This is a genomic window from Priestia flexa NBRC 15715 (assembly GCF_001591565.1).
Taxonomy (GTDB): domain Bacteria; phylum Bacillota; class Bacilli; order Bacillales; family Bacillaceae_H; genus Priestia; species Priestia flexa.
In genome coordinates, this window is record NZ_BCVD01000059.1 from 1 (window position 1) to 22,176 (window position 22,176).

At 38.7% G+C, this 22,176-nt stretch carries 22 protein-coding genes, 3 pseudogenes and 1 riboswitch; of the genes and pseudogenes, 19 read left to right on the forward strand and 6 right to left on the reverse strand.

What is annotated here, in order from left to right:
• Positions 1 to 18: 18 nt before the first annotated feature.
• Positions 19 to 828 carry a hypothetical protein gene (locus tag BFL01S_RS11205; RefSeq protein WP_025908311.1) on the reverse strand — a complete coding sequence of 270 codons (810 nt, stop codon included), beginning with the start codon at positions 826 to 828 and terminating at the stop codon, positions 19 to 21.
• Positions 829 to 1,054: 226 nt separating this feature from the next.
• Between BFL01S_RS11205 and BFL01S_RS11210 the strand changes: the two genes are divergently transcribed.
• The 10 genes and pseudogenes from BFL01S_RS11210 to BFL01S_RS20425 all read left to right on the forward strand — a co-directional run bounded on the left by BFL01S_RS11210 (position 1,055) and on the right by BFL01S_RS20425 (position 7,063).
• Complete coding sequence (locus tag BFL01S_RS11210; protein WP_025908312.1) at positions 1,055 to 1,675, forward strand: SMI1/KNR4 family protein; 621 nt, start codon at positions 1,055 to 1,057, stop codon at positions 1,673 to 1,675.
• Positions 1,676 to 1,917: 242 nt separating this feature from the next.
• Entirely contained in the window at positions 1,918 to 2,202 is a 285-nt protein-coding gene (locus BFL01S_RS11215; RefSeq protein ID WP_025908313.1) for a putative quinol monooxygenase, read from the forward strand.
• Positions 2,203 to 2,432: 230 nt separating this feature from the next.
• Positions 2,433 to 2,780, forward strand: coding sequence for an ArsR/SmtB family transcription factor (locus BFL01S_RS11220; protein WP_051567065.1), 348 nt, complete (start codon positions 2,433 to 2,435; stop codon positions 2,778 to 2,780).
• 11 nt (positions 2,781 to 2,791) lie between these two features.
• On the forward strand, positions 2,792 to 3,751 hold the full coding sequence (locus BFL01S_RS11225) for a TIGR03571 family LLM class oxidoreductase (protein ID WP_025908315.1): 960 nt from the start codon (positions 2,792 to 2,794) through the stop codon (positions 3,749 to 3,751).
• A gap of 44 nt (positions 3,752 to 3,795) precedes the next feature.
• Positions 3,796 to 4,818: an LLM class flavin-dependent oxidoreductase gene (locus BFL01S_RS11230; RefSeq protein WP_061785731.1), complete on the forward strand. Its 1,023-nt coding sequence runs from the start codon at positions 3,796 to 3,798 to the stop codon at positions 4,816 to 4,818.
• Positions 4,819 to 4,961: 143 nt separating this feature from the next.
• Positions 4,962 to 5,261 (forward strand): iron-sulfur cluster assembly accessory protein, encoded by a 300-nt coding sequence (locus BFL01S_RS11235; RefSeq protein ID WP_025908317.1) that lies wholly within the window; start codon positions 4,962 to 4,964, stop codon positions 5,259 to 5,261.
• Between the two features lie 157 nt (positions 5,262 to 5,418).
• A pseudogene (yraA, locus tag BFL01S_RS20415) lies at positions 5,419 to 5,598 on the forward strand (cysteine protease YraA); the annotation flags it as partial.
• 83 nt (positions 5,599 to 5,681) lie between these two features.
• Positions 5,682 to 6,398, forward strand: coding sequence for an SDR family oxidoreductase (locus tag BFL01S_RS11245; protein WP_061785732.1), 717 nt, complete (start codon positions 5,682 to 5,684; stop codon positions 6,396 to 6,398).
• Positions 6,399 to 6,573: 175 nt separating this feature from the next.
• Positions 6,574 to 6,850 (forward strand): annotated as a pseudogene (locus BFL01S_RS20420) (aldo/keto reductase); the annotation flags it as partial.
• Between the two features lie 18 nt (positions 6,851 to 6,868).
• Positions 6,869 to 7,063, forward strand: a pseudogene (locus BFL01S_RS20425) (spore coat protein).
• A gap of 190 nt (positions 7,064 to 7,253) precedes the next feature.
• Here BFL01S_RS20425 and BFL01S_RS11250 read toward each other — a convergent pair.
• A complete protein-coding gene (locus BFL01S_RS11250) occupies positions 7,254 to 8,351 on the reverse strand; it encodes an L-dopachrome tautomerase-related protein (RefSeq protein ID WP_061785733.1) in 1,098 nt (365 codons plus the stop codon).
• A 525-nt stretch (positions 8,352 to 8,876) separates the two neighbouring features.
• Here BFL01S_RS11250 and BFL01S_RS11255 point away from each other — a divergent pair.
• On the forward strand, positions 8,877 to 11,588 hold the full coding sequence (locus BFL01S_RS11255) for a DUF3427 domain-containing protein (protein ID WP_235859225.1): 2,712 nt from the start codon (positions 8,877 to 8,879) through the stop codon (positions 11,586 to 11,588).
• Positions 11,589 to 11,607: 19 nt separating this feature from the next.
• On the opposite strand, the gene BFL01S_RS11260 is transcribed toward BFL01S_RS11255, so the two are convergent.
• Together BFL01S_RS11260 and BFL01S_RS11265 are read right to left on the reverse strand one after the other, a co-directional pair.
• The gene (locus BFL01S_RS11260) at positions 11,608 to 12,003 is read right to left on the reverse strand and encodes a (deoxy)nucleoside triphosphate pyrophosphohydrolase (protein ID WP_025907293.1); all 396 of its coding nucleotides are present in this window, start codon (positions 12,001 to 12,003) and stop codon (positions 11,608 to 11,610) included.
• Positions 12,004 to 12,085: 82 nt separating this feature from the next.
• Entirely contained in the window at positions 12,086 to 12,307 is a 222-nt protein-coding gene (locus tag BFL01S_RS11265; protein WP_061785734.1) for a DUF3923 family protein, read from the reverse strand.
• Between the two features lie 252 nt (positions 12,308 to 12,559).
• A riboswitch (cobalamin riboswitch) is annotated at positions 12,560 to 12,758 on the forward strand.
• A 164-nt stretch (positions 12,759 to 12,922) separates the two neighbouring features.
• Between BFL01S_RS11265 and BFL01S_RS11270 the strand changes: the two genes are divergently transcribed.
• The 5 genes from BFL01S_RS11270 to BFL01S_RS20430 all read left to right on the forward strand — a co-directional run bounded on the left by BFL01S_RS11270 (position 12,923) and on the right by BFL01S_RS20430 (position 16,925).
• A complete protein-coding gene (locus BFL01S_RS11270; RefSeq protein ID WP_061785735.1) occupies positions 12,923 to 13,156 on the forward strand; it encodes a hypothetical protein in 234 nt (77 codons plus the stop codon).
• Complete coding sequence (gene mmgD, locus BFL01S_RS11275; RefSeq protein WP_061785736.1) at positions 13,146 to 14,255, forward strand: citrate synthase; 1,110 nt, start codon at positions 13,146 to 13,148, stop codon at positions 14,253 to 14,255. Before BFL01S_RS11270 ends, mmgD begins: the two co-directional genes overlap by 11 nt.
• A gap of 95 nt (positions 14,256 to 14,350) precedes the next feature.
• Positions 14,351 to 15,787 carry a bifunctional 2-methylcitrate dehydratase/aconitate hydratase gene (locus tag BFL01S_RS11280; RefSeq protein WP_025907301.1) on the forward strand — a complete coding sequence of 479 codons (1,437 nt, stop codon included), beginning with the start codon at positions 14,351 to 14,353 and terminating at the stop codon, positions 15,785 to 15,787.
• Positions 15,788 to 15,803: 16 nt separating this feature from the next.
• Positions 15,804 to 16,718 carry a methylisocitrate lyase gene (gene prpB, locus BFL01S_RS11285; RefSeq protein ID WP_061785737.1) on the forward strand — a complete coding sequence of 305 codons (915 nt, stop codon included), beginning with the start codon at positions 15,804 to 15,806 and terminating at the stop codon, positions 16,716 to 16,718.
• 57 nt (positions 16,719 to 16,775) lie between these two features.
• Positions 16,776 to 16,925: a S26 family signal peptidase gene (locus BFL01S_RS20430; protein WP_174521189.1), complete on the forward strand. Its 150-nt coding sequence runs from the start codon at positions 16,776 to 16,778 to the stop codon at positions 16,923 to 16,925.
• A 150-nt stretch (positions 16,926 to 17,075) separates the two neighbouring features.
• Here BFL01S_RS20430 and BFL01S_RS11290 read toward each other — a convergent pair whose 3' ends face one another.
• Entirely contained in the window at positions 17,076 to 17,837 is a 762-nt protein-coding gene (locus BFL01S_RS11290) for a LytR/AlgR family response regulator transcription factor (protein WP_061785738.1), read from the reverse strand.
• 13 nt (positions 17,838 to 17,850) lie between these two features.
• Complete coding sequence (locus BFL01S_RS11295) at positions 17,851 to 19,188, reverse strand: sensor histidine kinase (RefSeq protein WP_061785739.1); 1,338 nt, start codon at positions 19,186 to 19,188, stop codon at positions 17,851 to 17,853.
• A 583-nt stretch (positions 19,189 to 19,771) separates the two neighbouring features.
• Here BFL01S_RS11295 and BFL01S_RS11300 point away from each other — a divergent pair.
• From BFL01S_RS11300 to BFL01S_RS20435, 3 genes are read left to right on the forward strand one after another with little or no spacing between them, the layout of a single operon-like run.
• Positions 19,772 to 21,262, forward strand: coding sequence for a hypothetical protein (locus tag BFL01S_RS11300; RefSeq protein ID WP_156474919.1), 1,491 nt, complete (start codon positions 19,772 to 19,774; stop codon positions 21,260 to 21,262).
• A gap of 14 nt (positions 21,263 to 21,276) precedes the next feature.
• The gene (locus tag BFL01S_RS11305; protein WP_061785741.1) at positions 21,277 to 22,002 is read left to right on the forward strand and encodes an ABC transporter ATP-binding protein; all 726 of its coding nucleotides are present in this window, start codon (positions 21,277 to 21,279) and stop codon (positions 22,000 to 22,002) included.
• A complete protein-coding gene (locus BFL01S_RS20435) occupies positions 21,995 to 22,165 on the forward strand; it encodes a hypothetical protein (RefSeq protein WP_153301208.1) in 171 nt (56 codons plus the stop codon). The genes BFL01S_RS11305 and BFL01S_RS20435 overlap by 8 nt, the downstream gene beginning before the upstream one ends.
• The last annotated feature ends 11 nt before the right edge of the window (positions 22,166 to 22,176 follow it).

Below are 22,176 nucleotides of genomic sequence, written 5' to 3' on the forward strand. Positions count from 1 at the left end.
TGTCTCGGTCTCATAATATTACTGTCCGTCCGTAAGAGGATATAGCTCATACTCCCACTGATGCGTACATTCTTCTAACATATAATATCCGCGCTCCTCGTTGCGTACAATCCGGGAGCACTGCTGTCTGGGTATTAGCCCTTCGTCACCATCGCTTACAACATCAATCCAACGCTGACCGGCTTTTTTATCATACCGGGTGATGAAATCCATCCCGTTAATGGTTATTGTCTCTCCGTCACTGTTGCTTTTTGCTTTCAGTATGAAATTGTCTATTTCCTTTGTGCTTACCGCTGATGAAGAAGAGGCTAAATACACATCTTTTGCTCCCTTCCATGAGTTAAACCGGACAATATCTTTTGAAATCCAAGTTGGGTTATGGGCTCCTAATGCTGCCTCAGCCCCTTCTTCAACAGGATATTCTGGCCCTCGAACCATAAATTCCACCGATTGATCGTCGAGAAGTTTACCAATTATTCCAAATCGTGTTTTATAAAAGTGATAAAAATACGTTGTCTCACCTAAAGTGACGTGACGATACTCAATCATAAGAGATCTTTTATCGTGGGGTGAATCAATCTTTGTGTAGCCATATTCCATGAACAAAACCATACAACCATGTATAAATAAGGCCGGAACGCCAACGACTAGTCCTAAACGGACCCACAGCTTTTTATTAATGAAAAACAGCAAGATCATATTGATGACTAAAGGAATGACATAACCCGTTGGTTTCAAAGAGAGAAAGAAATAGCCTGATAGATGCATAGCTACTAGTCCCAAGTCCATTACGCACAGAAAAATCAGTAGCCATTTCGCTTTCGTCATTTTGTTTCCTCGTTTCCTTGTATGAAATGCATTAAAACATCTAGAATGATTTTAACATGAAGGTAACAAATTATGGAAAATTATTTAAGGATAAGGGAATTAATGATAGTTTAGAAGTATGGAGCGTGCAGTAATCTAAGCGTACGTTATAAGAGAGAAGAAAGTGCTCAAAATGAAATCAGCTTGCTCATGATAAGAGCGGCTATCGTTATAGGAGGATAAGGTAATGGACTTAGTAAATAATTTTGTAACGAGATTAAAAGCAGCGTTACCAACAGGTGATCTTGCAGAACTAAATACAGCGTGTGGTGCTACAAAAAAGGATATAGACTTACTAAAATCAACGTATCCAAATTGTCCCCAATCATTAATCACACTACTTGAAAAGATTGATGGTACATATTGGCGTAAATACGGTGAAAATGAAATTGCCGTTTATATGCTAGGTTCAGATGTTGAAGAAGGGAGATATCCGTACTATTTACTATCTACGCAGCAAATGCTCGATAGTTCAAAAGAAGAAGAGGACGTTTCGTACCTGTTGGAATACGAGGAAGACGTTGATCCTAGAATCAATCCAGACGGACTTCACCCTGAAACCTATATTCATTTTGCAGACTGTATGAATAATGGCGGAACATCAAGGCTCTATATTGACTTTAATCCTTCTCCAGAGGGGGTAAGTGGTCAAATCATTCGCTTTGTGTATGACCCGGACGAAACAATGAACAGTCCGGTCCTGTCGTCTACCAATAATCGCTGGACCTTGTCCTCACGCAAATGTTTGTTTAGATTGTACGAACTTCTGTACAAGCAAACAGTTTCTAAAGGAAGTTACCAAAAATGATTAATAAGATGGATTAAAAATGCCTTGGATAAAGAATTACAAGACTACTTGAAACAAGCTTCAACTTTTTGGTTATACTAAAAAAGTTAAGAGTAAACAGTTAAAAGCTTACAAAATTGAAGCGGATAAGAGATTTAAAAGGGTATATTTTTTACACGGTGCTGGGAGGGACATAAACTCTACTGCCACGTTAAAAAATTTATAAAAGAAAGACAAACTACTCATTATTAAGGGGGGTGAAAATGGAGCATATTGTAATTGCTGCTGTATTAAAACCAAAAGAAGGCCTGCAGGGGCAACTATTATCAAAGCTCAAAAAGGTACAAGTGGCATCAAGGGAAGAGGCAGGTTGTATAAAGTATGACTTGCACCAATCTGAAGACCAAACTTTCGTTTTATATGAAGTGTGGAAGGATGAGGAAACGCTGGAATACCATATTCAGTCTGCTCATTATCAGGAATACAGGAACAATATTGCAGACCTTGTATCAAATAGAGAAGTATATAAGCTGAAAATAATGGAATAAGTTCAAAGATGGAGTGGCGGAACCGTCGGAAAACCTGTTGTTTGCGGGTTTTTTAGTGGTTTTTTTAAGATGGGAACTTTTCGCTGTATCTCCTTCGAAACAAATCATTTGATTTGGAAGGACCAGATGGCTAATATATTAATATCGGGAATTACCGATTTGGCATCATGCTTTCAGATCATCTATCCAACTTCCAGTGGGATAGTGATAATCAATATAGAAAGAGGCAAATGACATTGAGGCAGGAATTGGAACGCTTAAATGATGAACAAGCCGTTGAAATTTTTAAGGCATTGTCGAACCAGACGAGGGTGAGCATTCTTCAAATGTTAAAAGATCCCGACAGTCATTTTTCACCGCAAGCCCATATTATTGCTGATGAAGGATTTGAAGGCGGGGTTTGTGTAGGGGATATCCGAAGCAAGGCGGGGATTTCGCAATCCACTACTTCACAGTATTTATCGATTCTGCTGCAAAGCGGACTTGTTGAAATAAAGCGAATCGGACAATGGACGTATTATCGCCGTAATGAGGAGACGATTAAAAAGTTCGAAAAATACATTAGTACAAAAATTTAAGGAGAATTGAAGTGAGTTTATTACAGCATCGTGCATATAACAGGTTGTACCAAAAGGATAAAATGACGCTTGGTTTCGCGATTCCGACGGCAAGGATGTCCAAATATCCGATTATGGAAAATCAGCTGTCGCTTGCCCGCAAAATTGAAGACCATGGTTTCGCGGCATTGTGGCTTCGGGACGTTACGATTCAGAATTTGAATATTGATGATAATGGTCAAATGTATGATGTATGGATTTATTTGACTTATCTTGCGGCCCATACCAAGGATATTGCACTTGGGACGGCTAGTGTGGTCCTCCCTCTGCGCCATCCTGTCAGAGTTGCAAAGGAAGCATCATCTATTGACCGGTTGTTTCCCGAACGGCTGATCATGGGAGTGGCTTCAGGAGACCGGGATAAAGATTTCACAGCTTTGGGAATATCCAAACTCGAAAGTGGAGAGCTGTTTAAAAAGAATTATGCATTCCTTGAACGGCTGTTAAAGGAGGACAGGCCGACAATCAACAGCGATTTAGGCGTCATCGATGGAACGGATATGAGAATGATCCCCAAGCCTTTTTCTTCGATTCCGACCATGGTGACAGGATTCAGCAGTCAATCGATTGAATGGATCGCCCAGAATGGGGACGGCTGGATCCATTACCCGAGGATTATCCCACAACAGGCTCAATTGATTAACGAGTATCGCGAGTTGTCGGAAATTTACGCCCCAGGAGTGTTTAAACCTTTCACTCAGACTTTATTTATCGATTTATCGGAAAATCCCGATGCGGATCCTGTTCCGATTCCTTTAGGATTTCATGTAGGGCGTAAACAGTTATTAGAAATTTTATATCAATTTCAATCCATTGGTGTCAATCACCTGGCATTTGTATTGTATTTTTCAAAGCGCCCTCCCGAGGAAGTCATACAGGAGCTTGGAGAGTTTGTGCGGCCTTACTTTCCGACTCATGAAATTCCAGTATGAGATTAGTTTTTAATAAAATTAGATAAGGGAAGAAGATGAACTTTATGTCTAAACATGCAATTAAACTAAAAGAAATTCCATTCTCGGTGCTGGATCTTTCACCGATAACAGCCGGAAGTACTCCTGCTGATTCTTTTCGCCATACATTGGAACTCGCACAGCATGCTGAAAAACTTGATTACAACCGTTTTTGGCTCGCTGAACACCACAATATGCCGTTTATCGCCAGTTCCGCCACTTCTGTGGTGATGTCCCATGTGGCAGCCGGTACATCACAAATCCGGATTGGTTCAGGAGGAATCATGCTGCCGAATCACGCTCCGCTCGTCATCGCTGAGCAGTTTGGCACTCTTGAATCCTTATATCCTGGACGAATTGACCTTGGTCTGGGGCGGGCGCCCGGTACAGATCAGGGGACTGCTCGTGCATTGAGACGCAACTTGGGAAGTACCGGAGATGACTTTCCTGAGCAATTAGCGGAACTCCGCGGTTACTTTGATCCATCCTTGGCCCAAGGAAACCCTATAAAAGCGATTCCAGGTGAAGGTTTGAATATTCCAATCTGGCTGCTAGGTTCAAGCGGCTTCAGTGCGCAGCTGGCGGGAGAACTGGGTTTGCCATTCGCGTTTGCCGCCCATTTCTCGCCACTTAACACTCTGGGTGCTCTACAGATCTATCGCAAGGCGTTTAAGCCTTCGAATGTTCTTGATAAGCCGTATGTGATGGTGGCATTGAATATCATTGCAGCAGAAACAGATAAAGAGGCAAACCTCCTTTTCACAACCCTGCAGCAGCAATTTTTGAATCTGATGAGCGGCAACCTTACGCAGCTTCAACCACCGGTAGATGACATATCCGAAGTGGCCAGCATCTACCAATTAAAGGCTCTCGAGCAGCAATTAGGCACATCGATTGTTGGCAGCCAGCAGACGATAAAGGACAAGCTGCATACATTTTTGAAGGAGAGCCAGGCTGATGAAATCATGGCTATTGCCCAAGTTTACGACCACAAAGCTCGCCTGCATTCATACGAGCTTCTGGCAGAAATTATAAAAAGCGAAAGGTAAAAAGGAAGACATCAGCAAGGCAACCTTCTTGATGATTTTTCTAAGGCATTGAATATGGATGAAACCGTGAGATCAGGTTATGAGGTTGTTTACAGGATTCCTTAATTAAAAGGATAAAAGTTGTTAGAATAGGAGAGAATGATATGAACTGCAAAATTAACCGAAATGCTGCTAAAGTGTTGAAACAAATGTTGGAAAGTGAAGAGGCTGAAGGGAAAATGGTTCGTGTCTACGTTACGTTGGACCATGGGGACCATGCCCATTATGATGTAAAACTTGATACGCCCACGGACCATGATGAAATTGTGAAAACAGACAAAGGCATTGATGTTTTACTTGATAAAAGGGAACCGTTTTTAGATGGGGTTTGGATCAAGTATTTCTATGTGCCGCAAGCAGGATTTGAAATCACGAATTCTTCAAAAATACATCACCATCATTAAACACACGACAGTGCGATACTAATTGTTTTTACACTCCCAATATACTAAACACGGTAGATTGCTTTTATTTATTGGGGTAAATGAGAATAATACCAACGATGCTTTTACAAATTTAAGGGGGCTTATCATTATGAGCAAAAAAATCGCTACACTAATAACAGACCTATTAAAAGGCGTCGACATAACAGGTTTCAAATCAATAAGGAACGATCTCAAAAATGCAGGTGCTAACTACAAAGATGAAGAAGTTGTAGTTAGCAATAATATTGTAACAAGCCGTTTTCCAGATGACATTCCTGCCTTTAATCGTGAATCCTTAAAATTATTAGCTGAATAATAAGTACTGAATAGTATCGTTTTAGAAATAAATTTCACAATGAATGATCAATACAAAAGGTTTTAAGAAGGAAGGGTTTTAATATGTCATTAAATGGTAAACGAGTAGTTGTTTTAGGGGGTACTTCTGGTATTGGTTTAGCAACTGCCAAAGCGTTTCTAGATCAATCTGCTCAAGTGATTATTGCCAGCCGTTCTGTTTCCAAATTAAATGAAGCAAAACAAGTTCTTGGTGGCAGTGTAGAAGCAATTGAAATCGATTTTCGAAGCGAAGAAAAAGCAGCAGAATTTTTCAGTAAGATTGGAAAATTTGACCACCTTGTGGTAACAGCAGGAGAAGGTGCAATGGGGCACTTTAGCGAACTGCCTGTGGCAAGTGCTAAAGAGGCGTTTGATAGTAAGTTCTGGGGGCAATATATTACTGTCCGTTCAGCACTTCCATATTTAAGCAATGAGAGCTCAATCACCTTAACCTCTGGTGTATATGGCGTTCGTCCTCCTCAAGGCGCTACTACGTTAGCGGCAATCAATTCAGCCATTGAAGGATTGGTTCGAGGACTTTCCATAGACCTAGCCCCTATTAGGGTAAACGTGGTTTCACCTGGAATTGTAGACACTCCAATTTATGCTGGAATGTCAGATGATCAGAGGCAAGCACTGTTCAACGGCATTGCACAACAGCTCCCTGTTGGACGGATTGCAAAGCCGGAAGACATAGCTGCAACCTATGTATACCTTGCTAAAAATGGTTTTACTACTGGGACGGCTGTTCTTATTGATGGTGGAGCTCACTTAGTATAATGGCCTAAATGGCTGTTGAACCGAAGCTTACCACCCTACCAAGCAGCAGTTCTAACTAAAATAGAAATAAGGTGAGAATTGAGTGATTTACTGGTGGCAATACTGCAAAAGAGTATTGCCGCCTTTTTTGTTCATTAGGTACATAAAAATATACAAAAGGGAGTGTTGATTTTTAATAAGTGTACAGGACGAAAATAAATTAACGAAAATAAAAAATTCCCTTGAAAGTCGTGTAGTTACATTGCCTGATGGGACTTCTCTACCGAAAATAGGACAAGGAACTTGGTACATGGGAGAAAATACTCAAATGAGAGAAAGGGAAATCACTCGGAATAGAATTAGGCATGAAACTAATAGAAACGGCAGAAATGTATGGTGATGGCGATTCTGAACGCTTAGTAGGTGAAGCAATTAAAGGACGTAGAGATGAAGCCTTTTTAGTATCAACAATTGATGGACTATCTGATCGAATGGTTGCAATGGATTAATTAATTGCAGCTAAAAGTGGAATTAGAAATTATGCGTTTGCAGTTACTGAATCAGGAACGCCTGAAGTTAAAGAGATTCTAACTCATCACTTGGTGGAAGCTCTTGATATGCATGAACAAATTTCTAGTTATATGGTAGAAAAGGGGTGGTACCACGCTTGGGATACGAACGAATAAATCAGTTTAGATTTCGATAATATTAATACAGCATTAAACTTACCTAATCTATAGAAAAGTTTTTGTGAAAGGGTCGGTAATATATGAGTTTTAATATTGAAGGTAGAACCGTCAGCTAATTCCCGGGCAAAAACTAATAACCGATTAAACCTCTCCTGACGTAATGTGAAAATTATTCAACTATATTTTATTACGAAAAGGTAGGAGCAGGGAATTCATCAATTTTCATACGAAGTAAACTATAAGGCTTCTGTCGCAGATCTTTTCCATAATGAAACCGTGCCTGCCGATGTAATTGGTTCACAATGACATATAAGTATTGATCCGGCCCAATTGAAAAAGTATCTGGCCATAAAATTCTCGGATCATGAGCGATTGTTTCCATTATGCCATTCGGCAATATCTTTCGAATACTGTTGTTTTCATAGTCTCCGGCATAAATGTTTCCTTTTGCCCCAGTGATCATTCCATCAGACGCACCTTTTTCTCCCCAGTACTCCACCTGATAAAGTAAATCCATGTCAGGTATCGTTCTGTCTCTTAGAGCTTCTGTTGAGATCGAATACAAATGCCGACTGGTAAGTGGACAATAAAATAAAGTCTTTCCATCGGGAGAAATCGCTATACCATCAGACGCCAATCTAAATGGAGATGTTGAGCCATCTTTGTTTCGGTTCATCAAAATTTCACCTTCTACTTTCGGTAAAAAATAAGGGTCGGGTGAAGTTGAACTTGCTCCATTTAGCCGTCTAAACGCGTGTCCATTTTCTAAATCTACAACGATAATAGCTCCTGGTCCTTTGGAAGATGAATCTGTTATATATGCATAACCCGCTTTTCCAACACGAAAATCAAAACGGACATCATTCAGATAAGTTGTTGGCAGGACAACATCTTCTGTAAAGGTATATACTTTTCTTATTGTATTGGTTTTTAAATCAACAGCGACTAATTTTGCCTCTCCTTTAATAGGTTTAGAAAAATTCGGTGCTGCTGTGTCTAATACCCAAAGTGTTCCCCTTCCATCCGCAACAACACTTTGGACACTGATAAAGGACATTGTGGTATTACCTTGATTACCCAAATTGGTTTCTAAACTAGGATAAGGCTGCAAAGTATCCCCAACAATCTCCGCAACTGTGAATTTAACGTCGTCTCCCCATTTCGGAAAGCAAATGAAAATACGACCGGTTTCTGATACACTAAGGCCTGTGGGCATAGCCCCATAAAATACATGGACTAGTTCTAACTTACCGAAATATTTTTCCATAGGTAACATAGGTTTGATCTCCTCCTCAAAAATTTCGCATGGGATATTACCTATATATGATTTGGAATTTTTTTAGTTCCTGGTTCTTAATTGGCTAAAAAATTGTAAATTAAATCCTGACTAATTCAAGTGAAATTGTTTTTGCCTTTCTCCATTCACAATCCCCACAGGAAACTTTCCTATTTTCTTTTCTTATAGTGAAAAAACATTTGAAAAAAATTCAAAGAGTCTAGCATCTAGTTAACGAGTGCTAGACTTTTTACTCTAATTTAGAAAAATCTCATTTAGATAAACCAAGGAGAACCGTATCACAAATCAAAAGAGTTAAGTAGGGCTTCTAAAGCCTTACTTTAACTCTTGTTTATTTACCAAAAACCCCTTGATCCACCCCATCTAAACACCTAAACTAAAAGTAACAGTTTAATGGAAAAAGGTGGAGTGGTAGATTATATGGGAAATCGATTACTAGTAAACTCGAAAAACACGAATCTTCTACATGAGCTTGTGACTTCTTTGAAGGAGTGCAAGAGCTTTTATTTTAGCGTGGCCTTTATTAATTTTAGCGGGCTGCAGCTGCTTTTAGACCCTTTGAAGGAAGCGGCTAGTCGCGGTGTGGAAGGGCGTATTATTACATCGACGTATCTGAATTTTACGGAAGTGAAGGCATTAGAGAAGATTAAAAGCTTTGATAATATTGATCTTAAGGTATTCAGCGCGGTAGAAGAAAAAGGTTTTCATACGAAGGTTTATATCTTTGAATATGAGAACGACTATAAAGTAATTATTGGTTCTGCGAATATGACGCAAAGCGCGTTGAAAAGTAATATTGAGTGGAATGTAGAGGTTGTGTCAAAGAGCGAGATGCCTTTCATTCAGGATGTTCTAAAGGAATACGAGCACTTGTGGGACATTAGTAACGACGCAACAAGCGAATTTCTAGAGGAGTACGGGAAGTTTTTGGCTGCGTTAAAGGAATCAGCTTACAAACCTCAAATGATTTTTGAAAAGGGTGAGTACATCAAGCCAAATAAGATGCAGCAGCGCGCAATGGAAAATCTAGAACGCCTGCGCAGTTTTGGTGAAACGAAAGCTCTAGTTATTGCGGCAACGGGTACAGGTAAGACATATATGTCGGCATTTGACGTGCAAAAAGTGAAACCAAAGCGCCTTTTATTTATTGTGCACCGAGAAGAGATCCTTCAAAAAGCAAAAGAAACGTTTGAAACACTGTTTGTGAACGAGGGAGTGACGTTTGGCTTGTTGACGGGAAGTTCAAAAGATCAAGAAGCAGACTACTTGTTTGCGACGATTCAAATGTTAACAAAGTACTATAGTGAGTTCGAGCGAGATTCGTTTGACTATATTATTTATGATGAAGCTCACCATGCGACAAGTCCTTCTTATCAGCGAGTGATGGAATATTTCACGCCAGCATTTACCCTAGGCATGACGGCAACACCGGAGCGAAGCGACAGCATGAATGTATTTGATTTGTTTGATAACAACGTAGGCATTGAAGTTCGTCTTCACGAAGCGCTAGAAGATCAGTTAGTCGTACCGTTTCACTACTTTGGTATTACTGATATTGAAGATGTTGATTTAAGCGGTATTGACATTGATGATATAGCTGAGGTAACCAAACGGTTAAAAGTAAATGAGCGCGTCGACTTTATTATTGAAAAGATGGAGTTTTATGGTCACGATGGCTTAACGCGTAAAACGCTTGGCTTTTGCGCTAGCATTGAACACGCTGAGTATATGGCAGAAGAGTTTAATAAGCGCGGCTACAAAAGTGAAGTGTTACATGGCGGCCATTCCATTCCCCAGCGTCAAGAGTGTATTAAGCGATTAGAAGATGATAGAGATGAATTAGAAGTCATTTTTTCAGTGGATATTTTCAATGAAGGTGTGGACATTCCGTCGGTGAATTCTGTATTAATGCTTCGTCCAACGAATTCACCAATTGTATTCATCCAGCAGTTGGGGCGCGGTTTGCGCAAGCACGCCAGCAAATCATTCTTAACAGTACTTGATTTTATCGGAAATCACAGCAAGGTCTTTTTAATTGCGCTCGCTCTAAACGGCAGCCGCTATTACGATAAGGAAAGCTTAAAGGTAGGCATCGCAAAGGGATTCCCAAGCATTCCAGGTGCTACACATATTCAAATGGATGAGATATCACGCGACCGAATTTTAGCGCAAATTGACCGTGAAAACTTCAATTCGCTGAAGTACCTGAGAGAAGAGTACAACGAATTTAAAAAATTAAATCAAGGCATAATTCCGTATTACCTGATGGACTATTTAAAGTTTGATGGAGCGCCTGACCCAGTGAAGTTTATCAATAAAGAAAAGTCATATCTTCAGTTTGTAGCGAAAACCGAAAAAGACGACCAGCTGAAAACTCTGTTACTTCATGAAGACTTTGAAAGTGCCTTTAAGGAGTTGTCTAGTAAGCTACCAATCAAGCGCGTGTACGAGTTTGTGATTTTAAAATATTTACTAAGTCATGACAAAGTTTCACTGAAGCAAGCCAATCAAGAAATCTTGAAATACGTAGAGGATGTGGAAGAAGATACGGTAAGGCACGCGTTTGAAGTATTAAATCAAGCGTACTATGATAGTGGACAGCTTCGTTCTAAGTTAAAGCTAATTGATTTTAACGGAGAAGAAGCGGTGAAAACGGAGCGCTTTGCGAATGTTTTACATAACGACCAGTTTAAGCCGTTTATTAAAGATGCGATTGATTACGGCATTTTCCGCTACGAGAAAGAGTTCGGTAAACGAGATTACGGCGTACCGCACTTAAAGCTGTATGAGCAGTACACAATGATGGACCCAGCGCTACTATCTAACTACCGGAAAACGCACAGCTCGTTTCGTGGTTCTGGCTTATTGACAAATGATAAAGAGTTTTTCTTATTTATTGATCTTCATAAGGAAGAAGATATTAAAGAAAGCATTAACTATCAGGATAAGTTCATCGATAAGCGCACGTTCCACTGGCAAACGCCAAACAGTACGACCCAAAAGTCTGAGCGAGGAAAGAATATTATTTTTAACAAAGACAGAGGTATTCACCTGCATCTATTTGTACGAAAATATCGTGAGATGGATGGTAAGACTGAACCGTTTATTTATATCGGTAAAGGAAATACGGTTGAGTACCACGGGGAAAAGCCGATTACGGTAATCTTAGAATTAGAAAATGAAATTCCAGCGTTTCTGTATACGGAGTTTACGGAAAGAGTATAGCCTTCTCATCGCGAGAAGGCTATTTCTTTTCTACTAATAGTTCAACCGCCGGAACGTCCGCCGGTGCCCAGACAAGTGAATCTAGATTTTCTTTGTTTAACCAAACAAGCTTGGCATGCTCAGTGGGCTGCGGTGTACCTTCAACAATTTCAGCTTTAATCGCAATGAGCTCAATAATAAACGTATCGTATTCATGGGTGTGTTCGTTATGTAGCTCCGTTGCTTTGATTTTACAGTGAAGCTCTTCTTCGATTTCTCTCACAATCGCAGAGTAAATATCTTCGCCTTCTTCTACTTTCCCACCAGGAAATTCCCACATGTTCGGTAGAGACATGTCGTTTGAACGGAGGGCACAGAGGACTTCGTTTTGATCATTTTCAATAACGGCGGCAACGACCTTTATTTTTTTCTTCACGGTTCATTCTCCTTACAGCTGTTTTGTTTCATCATAACATAGGAGAGTGGGAGATTATAAGATCGGAATTGAGAGGTGGGTTTCATTTACTCGTTCTTACATTAATAACAAGCCATACACTTTGAATCACAAGCGGAATGACAAAGGCAAGCACTAACACAATAAAGGATAATAGTTTAATTTCAGGGGTTTGAATGGCACCCGCTCCGTCCACTTTTCGCGTCCATACCATAATAGTGCCTAAAACAAATAGCATGGCCCAAAAACAGTTCGTAATCCACCAGGAAATCCATCGTTTTTTCATGAAATCGCTCCTTTCATCTTTGGCATAAAGCAAATTTACTTTTAAGTTTTTCCTTTATTATACAGGAATTGTTATCCAATAATTAACAAAAAACAGTTTTTCTATATTTTATTTATGATTTTGCTAGAGAGGTTATAAATGGATTTATAAGATAAGTGCTTTGAAAAATGAAGTGTTGTACAGTGTTAGCTAAGTGAAATGAAAATAAAAATTGTAAAAATTTATAAAATTTGATATGTTTAAAGTGAAAATAATATCGATGTAGAAACAGGTGTAGGTGAAAGGTGTCTTTCATCTGCTTAAAAGGGAAGTTCGGTTGGAATCCGACGCTGTCCCGCAACTGTATTTGGGAGCGATTCGAAAAAGCCACTGTTTTCATGGAAATGAAGATGGGAAGGTTCGAAGAGCGATGATCATAAGCCAGGAGACCTGCCTGTTTTAGCATGCATCAATACCTACGCGGATAGGGGGTGTTAAGTGCGAAGTGACAAACATGTTTTAAAAATGATTTAAAAACATGTTTATTTGAGTATTGTCTCGCGGCTTAACAACTTCTTTGGGAAGTTGTTTTTTTATTGCTTTTTTAGCGGGTACGCGTGATGGAGGTGAGCAGCTGTGGACGGATCAGTTGAGTATTTTGTGAATTACTTCAAAGCGAGCATTATGAATAACGTAGTGGCAGAGAACCCTTGTACACTTTCAGACTATTATCAGGAGTTAAGAGATTTTGTGGTAGACAAGAGGGGGGATGCTGAAAAGAAGGCTCTTTTTTTACACAATATTGAAAAGGCTTACAAAACAGTAGGTGAAGAGATATTTGGAATGGAGGAAAAGAGAGATGGAGACTGAAGCGAGGTTTTTTCCGGGACTTGAAGGCGTTGTGGCTGCTGAAACAAAGATTTCATTTCTTGATACCCAACAGGGGAAAATTATTATTCAAGGGTATGACCTGATTGAGCTATCAAAATCAAAGAGCTACCTCGATATGATCTACCTTTTACTAGAAGAAAGGCTGCCGAATATTAACGAGAAGGAACTAGTTGAAGAAATGTTAAAAGGGGAGTACGAGATTCCAGATGAACTGTTGGATGTCTTCTGCTTACTCCCTAATGGCACGCATCCAATGGATGGCTTGCGAACAGGAATTTCATTTCTTTCAGGCTTTGATAAAGGGCTTGATAATCGTTCTCTATCGGCAAATAAAAGCCGTGCTTACAAGCTGTTAGGCAAAGTGCCTGCGATTGTGGCGAACAGCTACCGTTTAATCGAAAAGAAAGAGCCGATTCGTCCGCTTAAAGAGTTATCGTATAGCGCAAATTTCTTTTACATGATTACGGGGAAGAAGCCATCATCTCTGGAAGAGCAAATCTTTGATCGTTCACTTGTTTTATATAGTGAGCATGAGATGCCAAACTCCACGTTTACAGCGAGAGTCATTTCTTCTACTCAGTCTGATTTATACGGTGCATTGACAGGAGCGGTTGCTTCTTTAAAAGGAAACCTGCATGGAGGAGCTAACGAAGCGGTAATGGAACTGCTTTTAGAAGCTGGTACTGTAGATAAATTTGAAGAGCTGCTGATCGCTAAGCTTTATAAAAAAGAGCGTATCATGGGATTTGGCCATCGCGTGTATATGAACAAAATTGATCCGCGGGCTTTAATGATGAAAGAGTCGCTCAAACAGCTATGCGCCCTGCAAGGAGATAATCGTCTTTATCGCATGTGCGAAGCGGGCGAAGAGCTTATGAAGCGTGAAAAAGGTCTTTATCCGAACTTGGATTACTACGCAGCACCTGTCTATTGGATGCTTGGTATTCCTATTTCACTTTATACACCGATCTTTTTCAGTGCTAGAACGGTAGGGTTGTGTGCGCATGTTATTGAGCAACATGAACATAATCGACTTTTTAGACCGCGCGTACATTATGTAGGCGAGCGCCGCTTTTAACAATTTGGGGTTGTTCACGGCCACTCACCGAATGGATATTTTGGCGAATACCCATTTCTATCATAAATAAATTTGAGGAGAAAGGAAAGATGCACATGTTGAAAACGAATGAGCAAGTCAAAACGGATGTTTTATTAGAGGAAATCGCAGATTACGTTCTTCATAAAGAGATTAAGAGTTTAGAAGCGTTCCAAACCGCTCGTTATGTCCTGCTTGATACGATTGGATGCGGGATGCTGGCGCTTAGTTATCCAGAGTGCACAAAGCTCCTCGGCCCCATTGTTCCAGGAACAGTTGTACCAAATGGCAGTCGGGTGCCGGGAACGTCATTTGAGTTAGATCCAATTCGAGCTGCGTTCAACATTGGTTGCATCATCCGCTGGCTGGATTACAACGATACGTGGCTAGCGGCAGAATGGGGACATCCTTCTGATAATCTTGGAGGTATTTTAGCGACAGCTGACTACATTAGCCGCGTACGCGTAGCAGAAGGGAAAGAGCCGCTGGCCGTTCGTGATGTGCTTGAAATGATGATTAAAGCGCACGAAATTCAAGGCGTGCTGGCGTTAGAGAACAGCTTAAACCGAGTTGGATTAGATCACGTGATGTTTGTGAAGATTGCCACGACTGCAGTTGTTACCAAAATGCTTGGAGGAACGCGTGAAGAAATTATTAACGCTTTGTCCAATGCGTGGATTGATACGGTAAGCTTACGTACCTACAGACATGCGCCGAATACCGGTTCTAGAAAGTCTTGGGCTGCCGGCGATGCGACAAGCAGAGGCGTACAGCTTGCTATGATGGCAGTAAAAGGAGAAATGGGCTATCCCACTGCGTTGTCTGCACCTAATTGGGGGTTCCAGGACGTATTATTTAACAAAAAACAGGTAACGCTTGGTCGTCCGCTTGATTCCTATGTTATGGAGCATGTGCTATTTAAAGTGTCTTATCCAGCGGAGTTTCATGCTCAAACGGCCGCGGAGTGTGCGGTTAAACTGCATCGAGAAGTCGTGAATCGATTAGACGATATTGCTTCGATTACAATTACAACGCATGAGTCTGCGATTCGCATTATTGATAAAGAGGGGCCACTTCATAATCCGGCCGATCGAGATCATTGTTTGCAGTATATTACGGCGATTGGTCTCCTTAAAGGAACAATTGTTGCCGATCATTATGAAAACGAAGTCGCATCTGATTCTCGAATTGACGAGCTGCGCAGCAAGATGAAGGTTGTTGAAAATAAGCAGTATAGCGAAGACTACCTGGATCCGAAAAAGAGATCGATTGCAAATGCCGTGCAGATTCATTTTAAAGATGGTACACAAACAGAGGAAGTAGAGTGTGAATATCCGTTAGGGCACCGTTTTAGAAGAGATGAAGCCATTCCAAAGGTTAAAGAAAAATTCTCAACTAATATCAAAACGCGTTTTCCTCTCAAACAGCAAAAGCAAATTGAAGCAGTTTGTTATAACCAAGAGGAGCTTGAAAGCATGAGCGTAAACGAGTTTGTTCAATTGTTTTTGATCTAAATAAGGAGGGTCTTACATGACGTGGATTGTCAATCAGCCGTTATCTCAACAGGAGCTAGCTGCTAAATTTCAACGGCTTATGGATGCGCAAGAAATCCTTCAACTTCCAGGTGCACATGATGCTATGGCCGCACTGGTGGCTAAGCAAGCTGGCTTTTCAGCACTTTACCTATCAGGTGCTGCTTATACGGCAAGTCGGGGACTACCAGATTTAGGAATTGTAACATCTACAGAGCTAGCCGATCGGGCGAAAGACGTGATACGAGCTACAAACTTACCTGTGCTGGTTGATATTGATACTGGTTTTGGTGGCGTGTTAAACGCTGCTCGTACTGCTAGAGAAATGGTTGAAGCCAGCGTAGCAGCCGTTCAGATTGAAGATCAGCAGCTTCCAAAAAAATGCGGTCATCTCAATGGAAAACAGCTTGTAACAATAGAAGAAATGGCACAAAAGATCAGAGTAATTAAAGAAGTCGCTCCTTCTTTAGTTGTTGTGGCTCGGACGGATGCTCGCAGTAGCGAAGGCCTGGAGGAAGCTGTCAAACGAGCAGCTGCATATGTAGAAGCAGGAGCAGATGCTATTTTCCCTGAAGCGCTCGGCTCTGAAGAAGAGTTTCGGACATTCAAAAGTCAAATTCAAGCGCCTCTTTTAGCTAACATGACGGAGTTTGGAAAAACACCGTACTATACAGCAACAGAATTTAGCAATATGGGCTTTCAGATGGTCATTTATCCCGTCTCTTCGCTTCGCGTAGCAGCAAAAGCGTACGAAAGGATATTTGATTTAATCAAGGCGACAGGTACCCAAAAAGAAGCAATAAGAGATATGCAGACAAGAAGTGAGCTATACGACCTCATTTCGTACTATGATTTTGAGCATTTGGACAAGAACTTGGCTCAAACCATTCTTATGGAAAAGCATAAGTCATAGGTACATGAAGGTAGTAAGTTCTTACAGATATCAGGGTCTGTAATTAAGAAAGGTTTGTTGGGACAACCTCTTACAGAAGATTTTAAGCTTGAAGATTATACGGGTGAAACAGTTGTACCAAAAGGTCAGCTGTTTGTCATGGGTGATAACCGTCGCAACAGCCTAGACAGCAGGTCCCCGATGCTTGGCACCGTTCCATACAATTAAGTGGTTGGAAAAGCAGAGCTTGCATACTGGCCTTTAGAGAAGCTGGAGGTTATCGGTTCTGATCTGAAAGAGTAGATAACAATTGTTTAACTAATGAAAAGATCCCTCATAAAGAGGGGTCTTTTCATTTCTCTAAGGTATGCAGCTTGCTTATAAGTGCGAATTGATAGCATTTCGCAATTCACTATATTTATTTTTGCTAACTCGAATTTCAGCATTCACATTTTCAAGCTCGATTAAATAGGAGCGCATATATTCATCAGGCTTAATTTCAGCTACTTTTGATAAAGGAATTAAGAATGATTGGTGCGGTCTGAAAAAATGATGTTTGCTTAGCATTTTTTCTAGCTCGTTCAGTGTATTGCTGCATTCAATTTCTTTGTTATCCTTTACGCTAATAATACATTTTCGGCCTCGTTTTTCAACGAAATTAATTTCATTGATTGTAATAAAGTGAATGGAGCTTTTGTCTCTTACCGTAATTTTCTTTGTCGCTTGTTCTTGTGTGTGATCAAAATTAAGTTCTTGAGAAACGGTTCTGTTTGAGCGCTGGTTACGAAACTGAACCAACGCTTTTTCAAGTCGTAAGGGGCTTACAGGCTTTAATAAAAAGTCGATAGGATATAATTCATACCCATGTAGAGCATAGTCAGAGTGACCCGTTACAAAAATCAATAAAATATCAGGAAATTGCTGTTTAATGGTCTCGGCCAACTTTAAACCATTGATGTGAGGCATGTCTATATCTAAGAAAACCAAATCAATCGCTGATGTTTGTAGAAATGCTAGTGCGTCTCTGGGATCTGAATAACTATAAATGTTTTCAATAAATGGATATTGCGTTAATAAATTTTTTAACATATCCGTGCAATGGACCTGATCATCTACGGTTAAAACATCATATTTATCCATCCGTCTCTCTCCTTTAAATCGCTTTGTTCTTTTTCATGGCTGGAAGCCTAGCAATAAAAGCCGTAGTGTTACTAGTTGTTTCTAAGTAAATCATGCCTTCATACTTCTCGATAATCCGCTTAGTAGCAATTAAACCAATACCTTCATGATTATTTGATTTAGTTGTAAACTGATTATTAAATAGTTTTGAAGCAATGTGAGAGTCTATTTCTCCACTATTTGTTACTGTAAATATGTATTCGTTGGATAAATGCTCAAGCTCAATTAAGACTTCAATCCAGCTATCTTGTGTTTTATCGTGCGTTAGAGCATCCATCGCATTTGAAATTAAATTCCCTAGTACGCGATTAATATCGGTTACTTTGCAAGGAATGTGGGCTAAATTATCTTTTGCAATTACGGACATCTGAATATTTTTGGTATATGCTTGCTGTTTTAAAGTTAACAGTAAAGCCGAAACGGCTGGATGATGAATAGGAATGACTTCATTTATTTTTCTCACATCTTCAATGACTTCCTCTATATATTCTTCAGTATCCTGAAACTTTTGCTGGGCGATTAATCCGTATAGTGTATGAAGGTGATGAATAAAATCATGCCGCTGAGATTTGATAACTTGAAAGTACCGCTTAATTTCCACTTCATGCTGTTTTTCTAACAGTTTCTCTAATCGTTCAGATTCATGCTTGAGCACAATTTGTGAAAAGAATAGTAGATAAATGATAGATACAACTGTAATGAATAAAATGGATGAATTTGTTTGTTGTAAATAAAATAAATTATACGAAATCGTAAATGCTACAACAATGATAAGTACCATAGTAACGCAAGTTAAGATGATATATTTAGGCCCATATTTCTTATAAAAGAAATCATCTTGATCTTTGTAAATAATAGTTAGCGGAATGAAAGATAGTTTGTATTTAATAAATAGAAAGCTAATGAAATTAATTAATAGAATATGAGGTAACGCAATGAACATTTTCTTAAAGGAATAAGCTTCCAAAAAGCTTATGACATCAAAGATATTGCCTAAAAAAAGGAGCGCTATCAATTCTCCTAATAATAAAATACATAAACCGAGTACTACTGAAATAAAGGCAGCAGAAAAGCTAATCTTAAAAATTAAGCTTCCTAAGATGAATAAAATGAGAAAGCTGCATAAAAAAGTAATGGCGTGTGAAAAATTGGTCGTTAACTTTAATAGCATAATCGATGCTACTCCGATTGAGTTGACTGCTATGAACTGTGCTTTTACTTTCGAAAATTTAATACCTAAAAAGGCAATCAAGAAAAATATTAATGAAAAAACCTCTAAAAAGGTGCCTATTACTTCAACGAAGAAGTTCATTTTAATTCTTTTTACCTCCTATTTTTAATTATGCTAACAACCCTTTACGATATATAAAATAGCATATATTGAATTTTTTTAATATGTTAATTAAGATAATTATTTCTAAAAATAACAATACTTGGTTAATATAACGAGTTGAACAGATGGTATTTTGACCCTGATAAGACAAAAAATCTCCTAGATAAGCAGAATATATAGACATATATGTATGTTTATTTTAAATTATTGTAAGAAGTTTTCTGAGTTACTATATTGTAATGCAATATAGTGGAGGGGTGAAAAAATGCTAAGCAAATGGCTGAAATGGAAGCTTTTTATTCGATGGAAAAATCAATGGAACTATATTAAAATCTTTAGAGATTTATCAGTCGGAAGAAGCCTCTGGGTCTTATTTTTTATTCAAAATATAATTAATTCATGTTTGATTTTTTTCGGAACGTATTTCCTTTTAAAATACGTAGTTCTTAACGAACATTTAACAAATGGTGAAGCGAAGCAAAGTCTAGTGATTAATCTAATTCTAAAGACGTTGTCTTCCATACAACAAAATGGGGAGATTCTTTGGTCCATTTTATTTTGTTTGATTATGATTTTTGCCTTTATTTCGGGGGTAAGTTCTTCTAAATGGCAAATACAATCCAAAGACCAAGAATGGTTAATGATTACGTTAAAGATCAAGCAAAGAAAAGCAAACATCTTTCTCTATTTAGAATCGATTGTGTGGGACACGAAGGATTTTATCTTTAACTACATCCCAATTCTATTAGCTTTAGGCGTTGTTACAGGTGTAAATAAAGTTTATCTTGCTAGCTTACTAATTTTAACGTTAGGAAGCTACCTGCTGCTAACTTTACTTGTTTCAATATTGCATAACAATTATATGAAGCTACAGCATTATAAATGGAATTTCTTTTTGAGATTGTTAACGAACCTAATTCTTCGCCTTTTAATTGTGTATACAGCGTTTTTTGTTGGAAAAATGAGTTCTCCGTGGATTAAGGAATTTCCTCTAACGAGCAATAATGTCAATTATGAACATTACAATGAGTTGATCAATGAGGGAGTGGACGTCATCTCTTCTATTTTAGCACCACTATCAAACATCTTTTTACATCCCTATATGCCGTATAACGTGTTTTCAGACATTTTGTTTAATGGCCTTCAACTCCATGCCTTGCTGAAGCTAGCGATGTTCTTTATAGGAGTAATCGTTCTTTTATCCATTTTATCAAAAATGAATCATCATAGAAGAACTCCGTATTATCCTTTTAAGAGAATAGAGGCTTTCAATACTCTTTTATCTAAAGTTATTCCTGGCACATCGTATACAACCATTTTAGCGAAGCATCATTATCGAACGGATTACTTACGCTATCGGTTTCCAGTTGTTCTAGGGTCATTTTTATTTTGGGTAATTTGGGGAGTAATTACAGGTCTTCTGCAAAGTCTTGATCAAAGTGAAGAGATTTATTTTTTAATCATGTCATTTTATTTATTTTTCCTAACTTATTTCTATGTATATTCAATTTTCACCGAGTTAAATGGCATGTTTTCTGTGGACGGGGAAGGGAAGCAAGTAATTACTTATTTATTAAATGGAAAATCATTATGGGATGTGTTTAAATATCGATTTCATCTATTCGCTTTGACAAGTTTACCTTTGTTTATTGTCGCAGATATCCTATTCTTTTTCGTTAATCAAATGCCACTCATGTTAAGTATCATGACTCTGTTATTGCATATTATTAGCTTTTTCTTCTTTGCTTTATTAATGTTCTTGCCAGGGGTACTTAGACCACATTTTAATTATGAAAATATCGAACAGCTAGATGATTATCCAGATAAAAAAATTGTCGCAGATGTGATCCGTTTTGCGACTGTTGGGTTAATGGTTCCACTATTGATGCTTCCTACGGCTTTGTTTTTAGTGGATAGTATTGGGGTTTCAAGTTATATCGTCATTCAGTGGGGCATGGCTGGAATGATTCTTCTTTTATTCGTTGGAATAGCGCTGCCGCTCGTTTCCAAACTGTTAGTTAAAAAATCAAGCTTTGAACAAATAAACCTATAGAGAGAAGGGATTGTATGAACTACTCTTTAAGCTTTCAAAACGTCAGTAAATCGTTTGAAACCAAACGCATATTAGACCATATCTCATTTGATATTGAAAAAGGGAAAATCACGGCATTTCTTGGTCAGAATGGAGCGGGTAAAACCACAACGTTGAAAATTGCAATGGGACTCCTTACACCGGATGAGGGAAAGGTGCTTTTGCATAATGAAAGCATAGAGAAAATGAAGAAAGAAGTCACCTTTATACCTGACCATCCGTATTTATACGACGAGTTAACGGGTCGAGAATATATAAAGTTCATCATGGAATTAACTGATTTGAATCTATCTAAAGAGGAAGTAGAGAAACAAGTTGTTTACTATCATTTAGAGAAAGAAATCGATAAGAAAATTAAAAATTTATCTTTAGGTAATAAAAAAAAATTAGCTTTGATGGGCAGCTTACTGAATAAGCCTAGCGTCTTATTGTTAGATGAGTTCATATCGGGTATTGATCCGATTAATATGAAAAAAATAAAATCAATTTTAAAAGATTATGTATCAGCAGGTAATTCTATTTTGCTCTCTACTCATCAGCTAGAAGTAGCACAAACATTTTGTGACTCTTTAGTCTTTATTAATGAAGGAAAAATCTTGAAAATAGAAAGCGATATATCAAGTGTTTTTACAAAAAATGAAAGCTTAGAAGACTACTTTATTTCAATGTTAAATATGTCAGGAGGCACTCAGCATGACTAAAAAATTCTTTATACTGGCTACTATCGTGTTTTTACTATTCGCTTCACCGCCACTTATATTAGCTATTTATCAAGGAGAGGTAAAGGATATTATGGTCATCTCTTTGATTATAATTATTGTTTTTTCGATTACAACATATGAATTTGTTAGAAGAAAAAAGTAAGAAAAGACCAA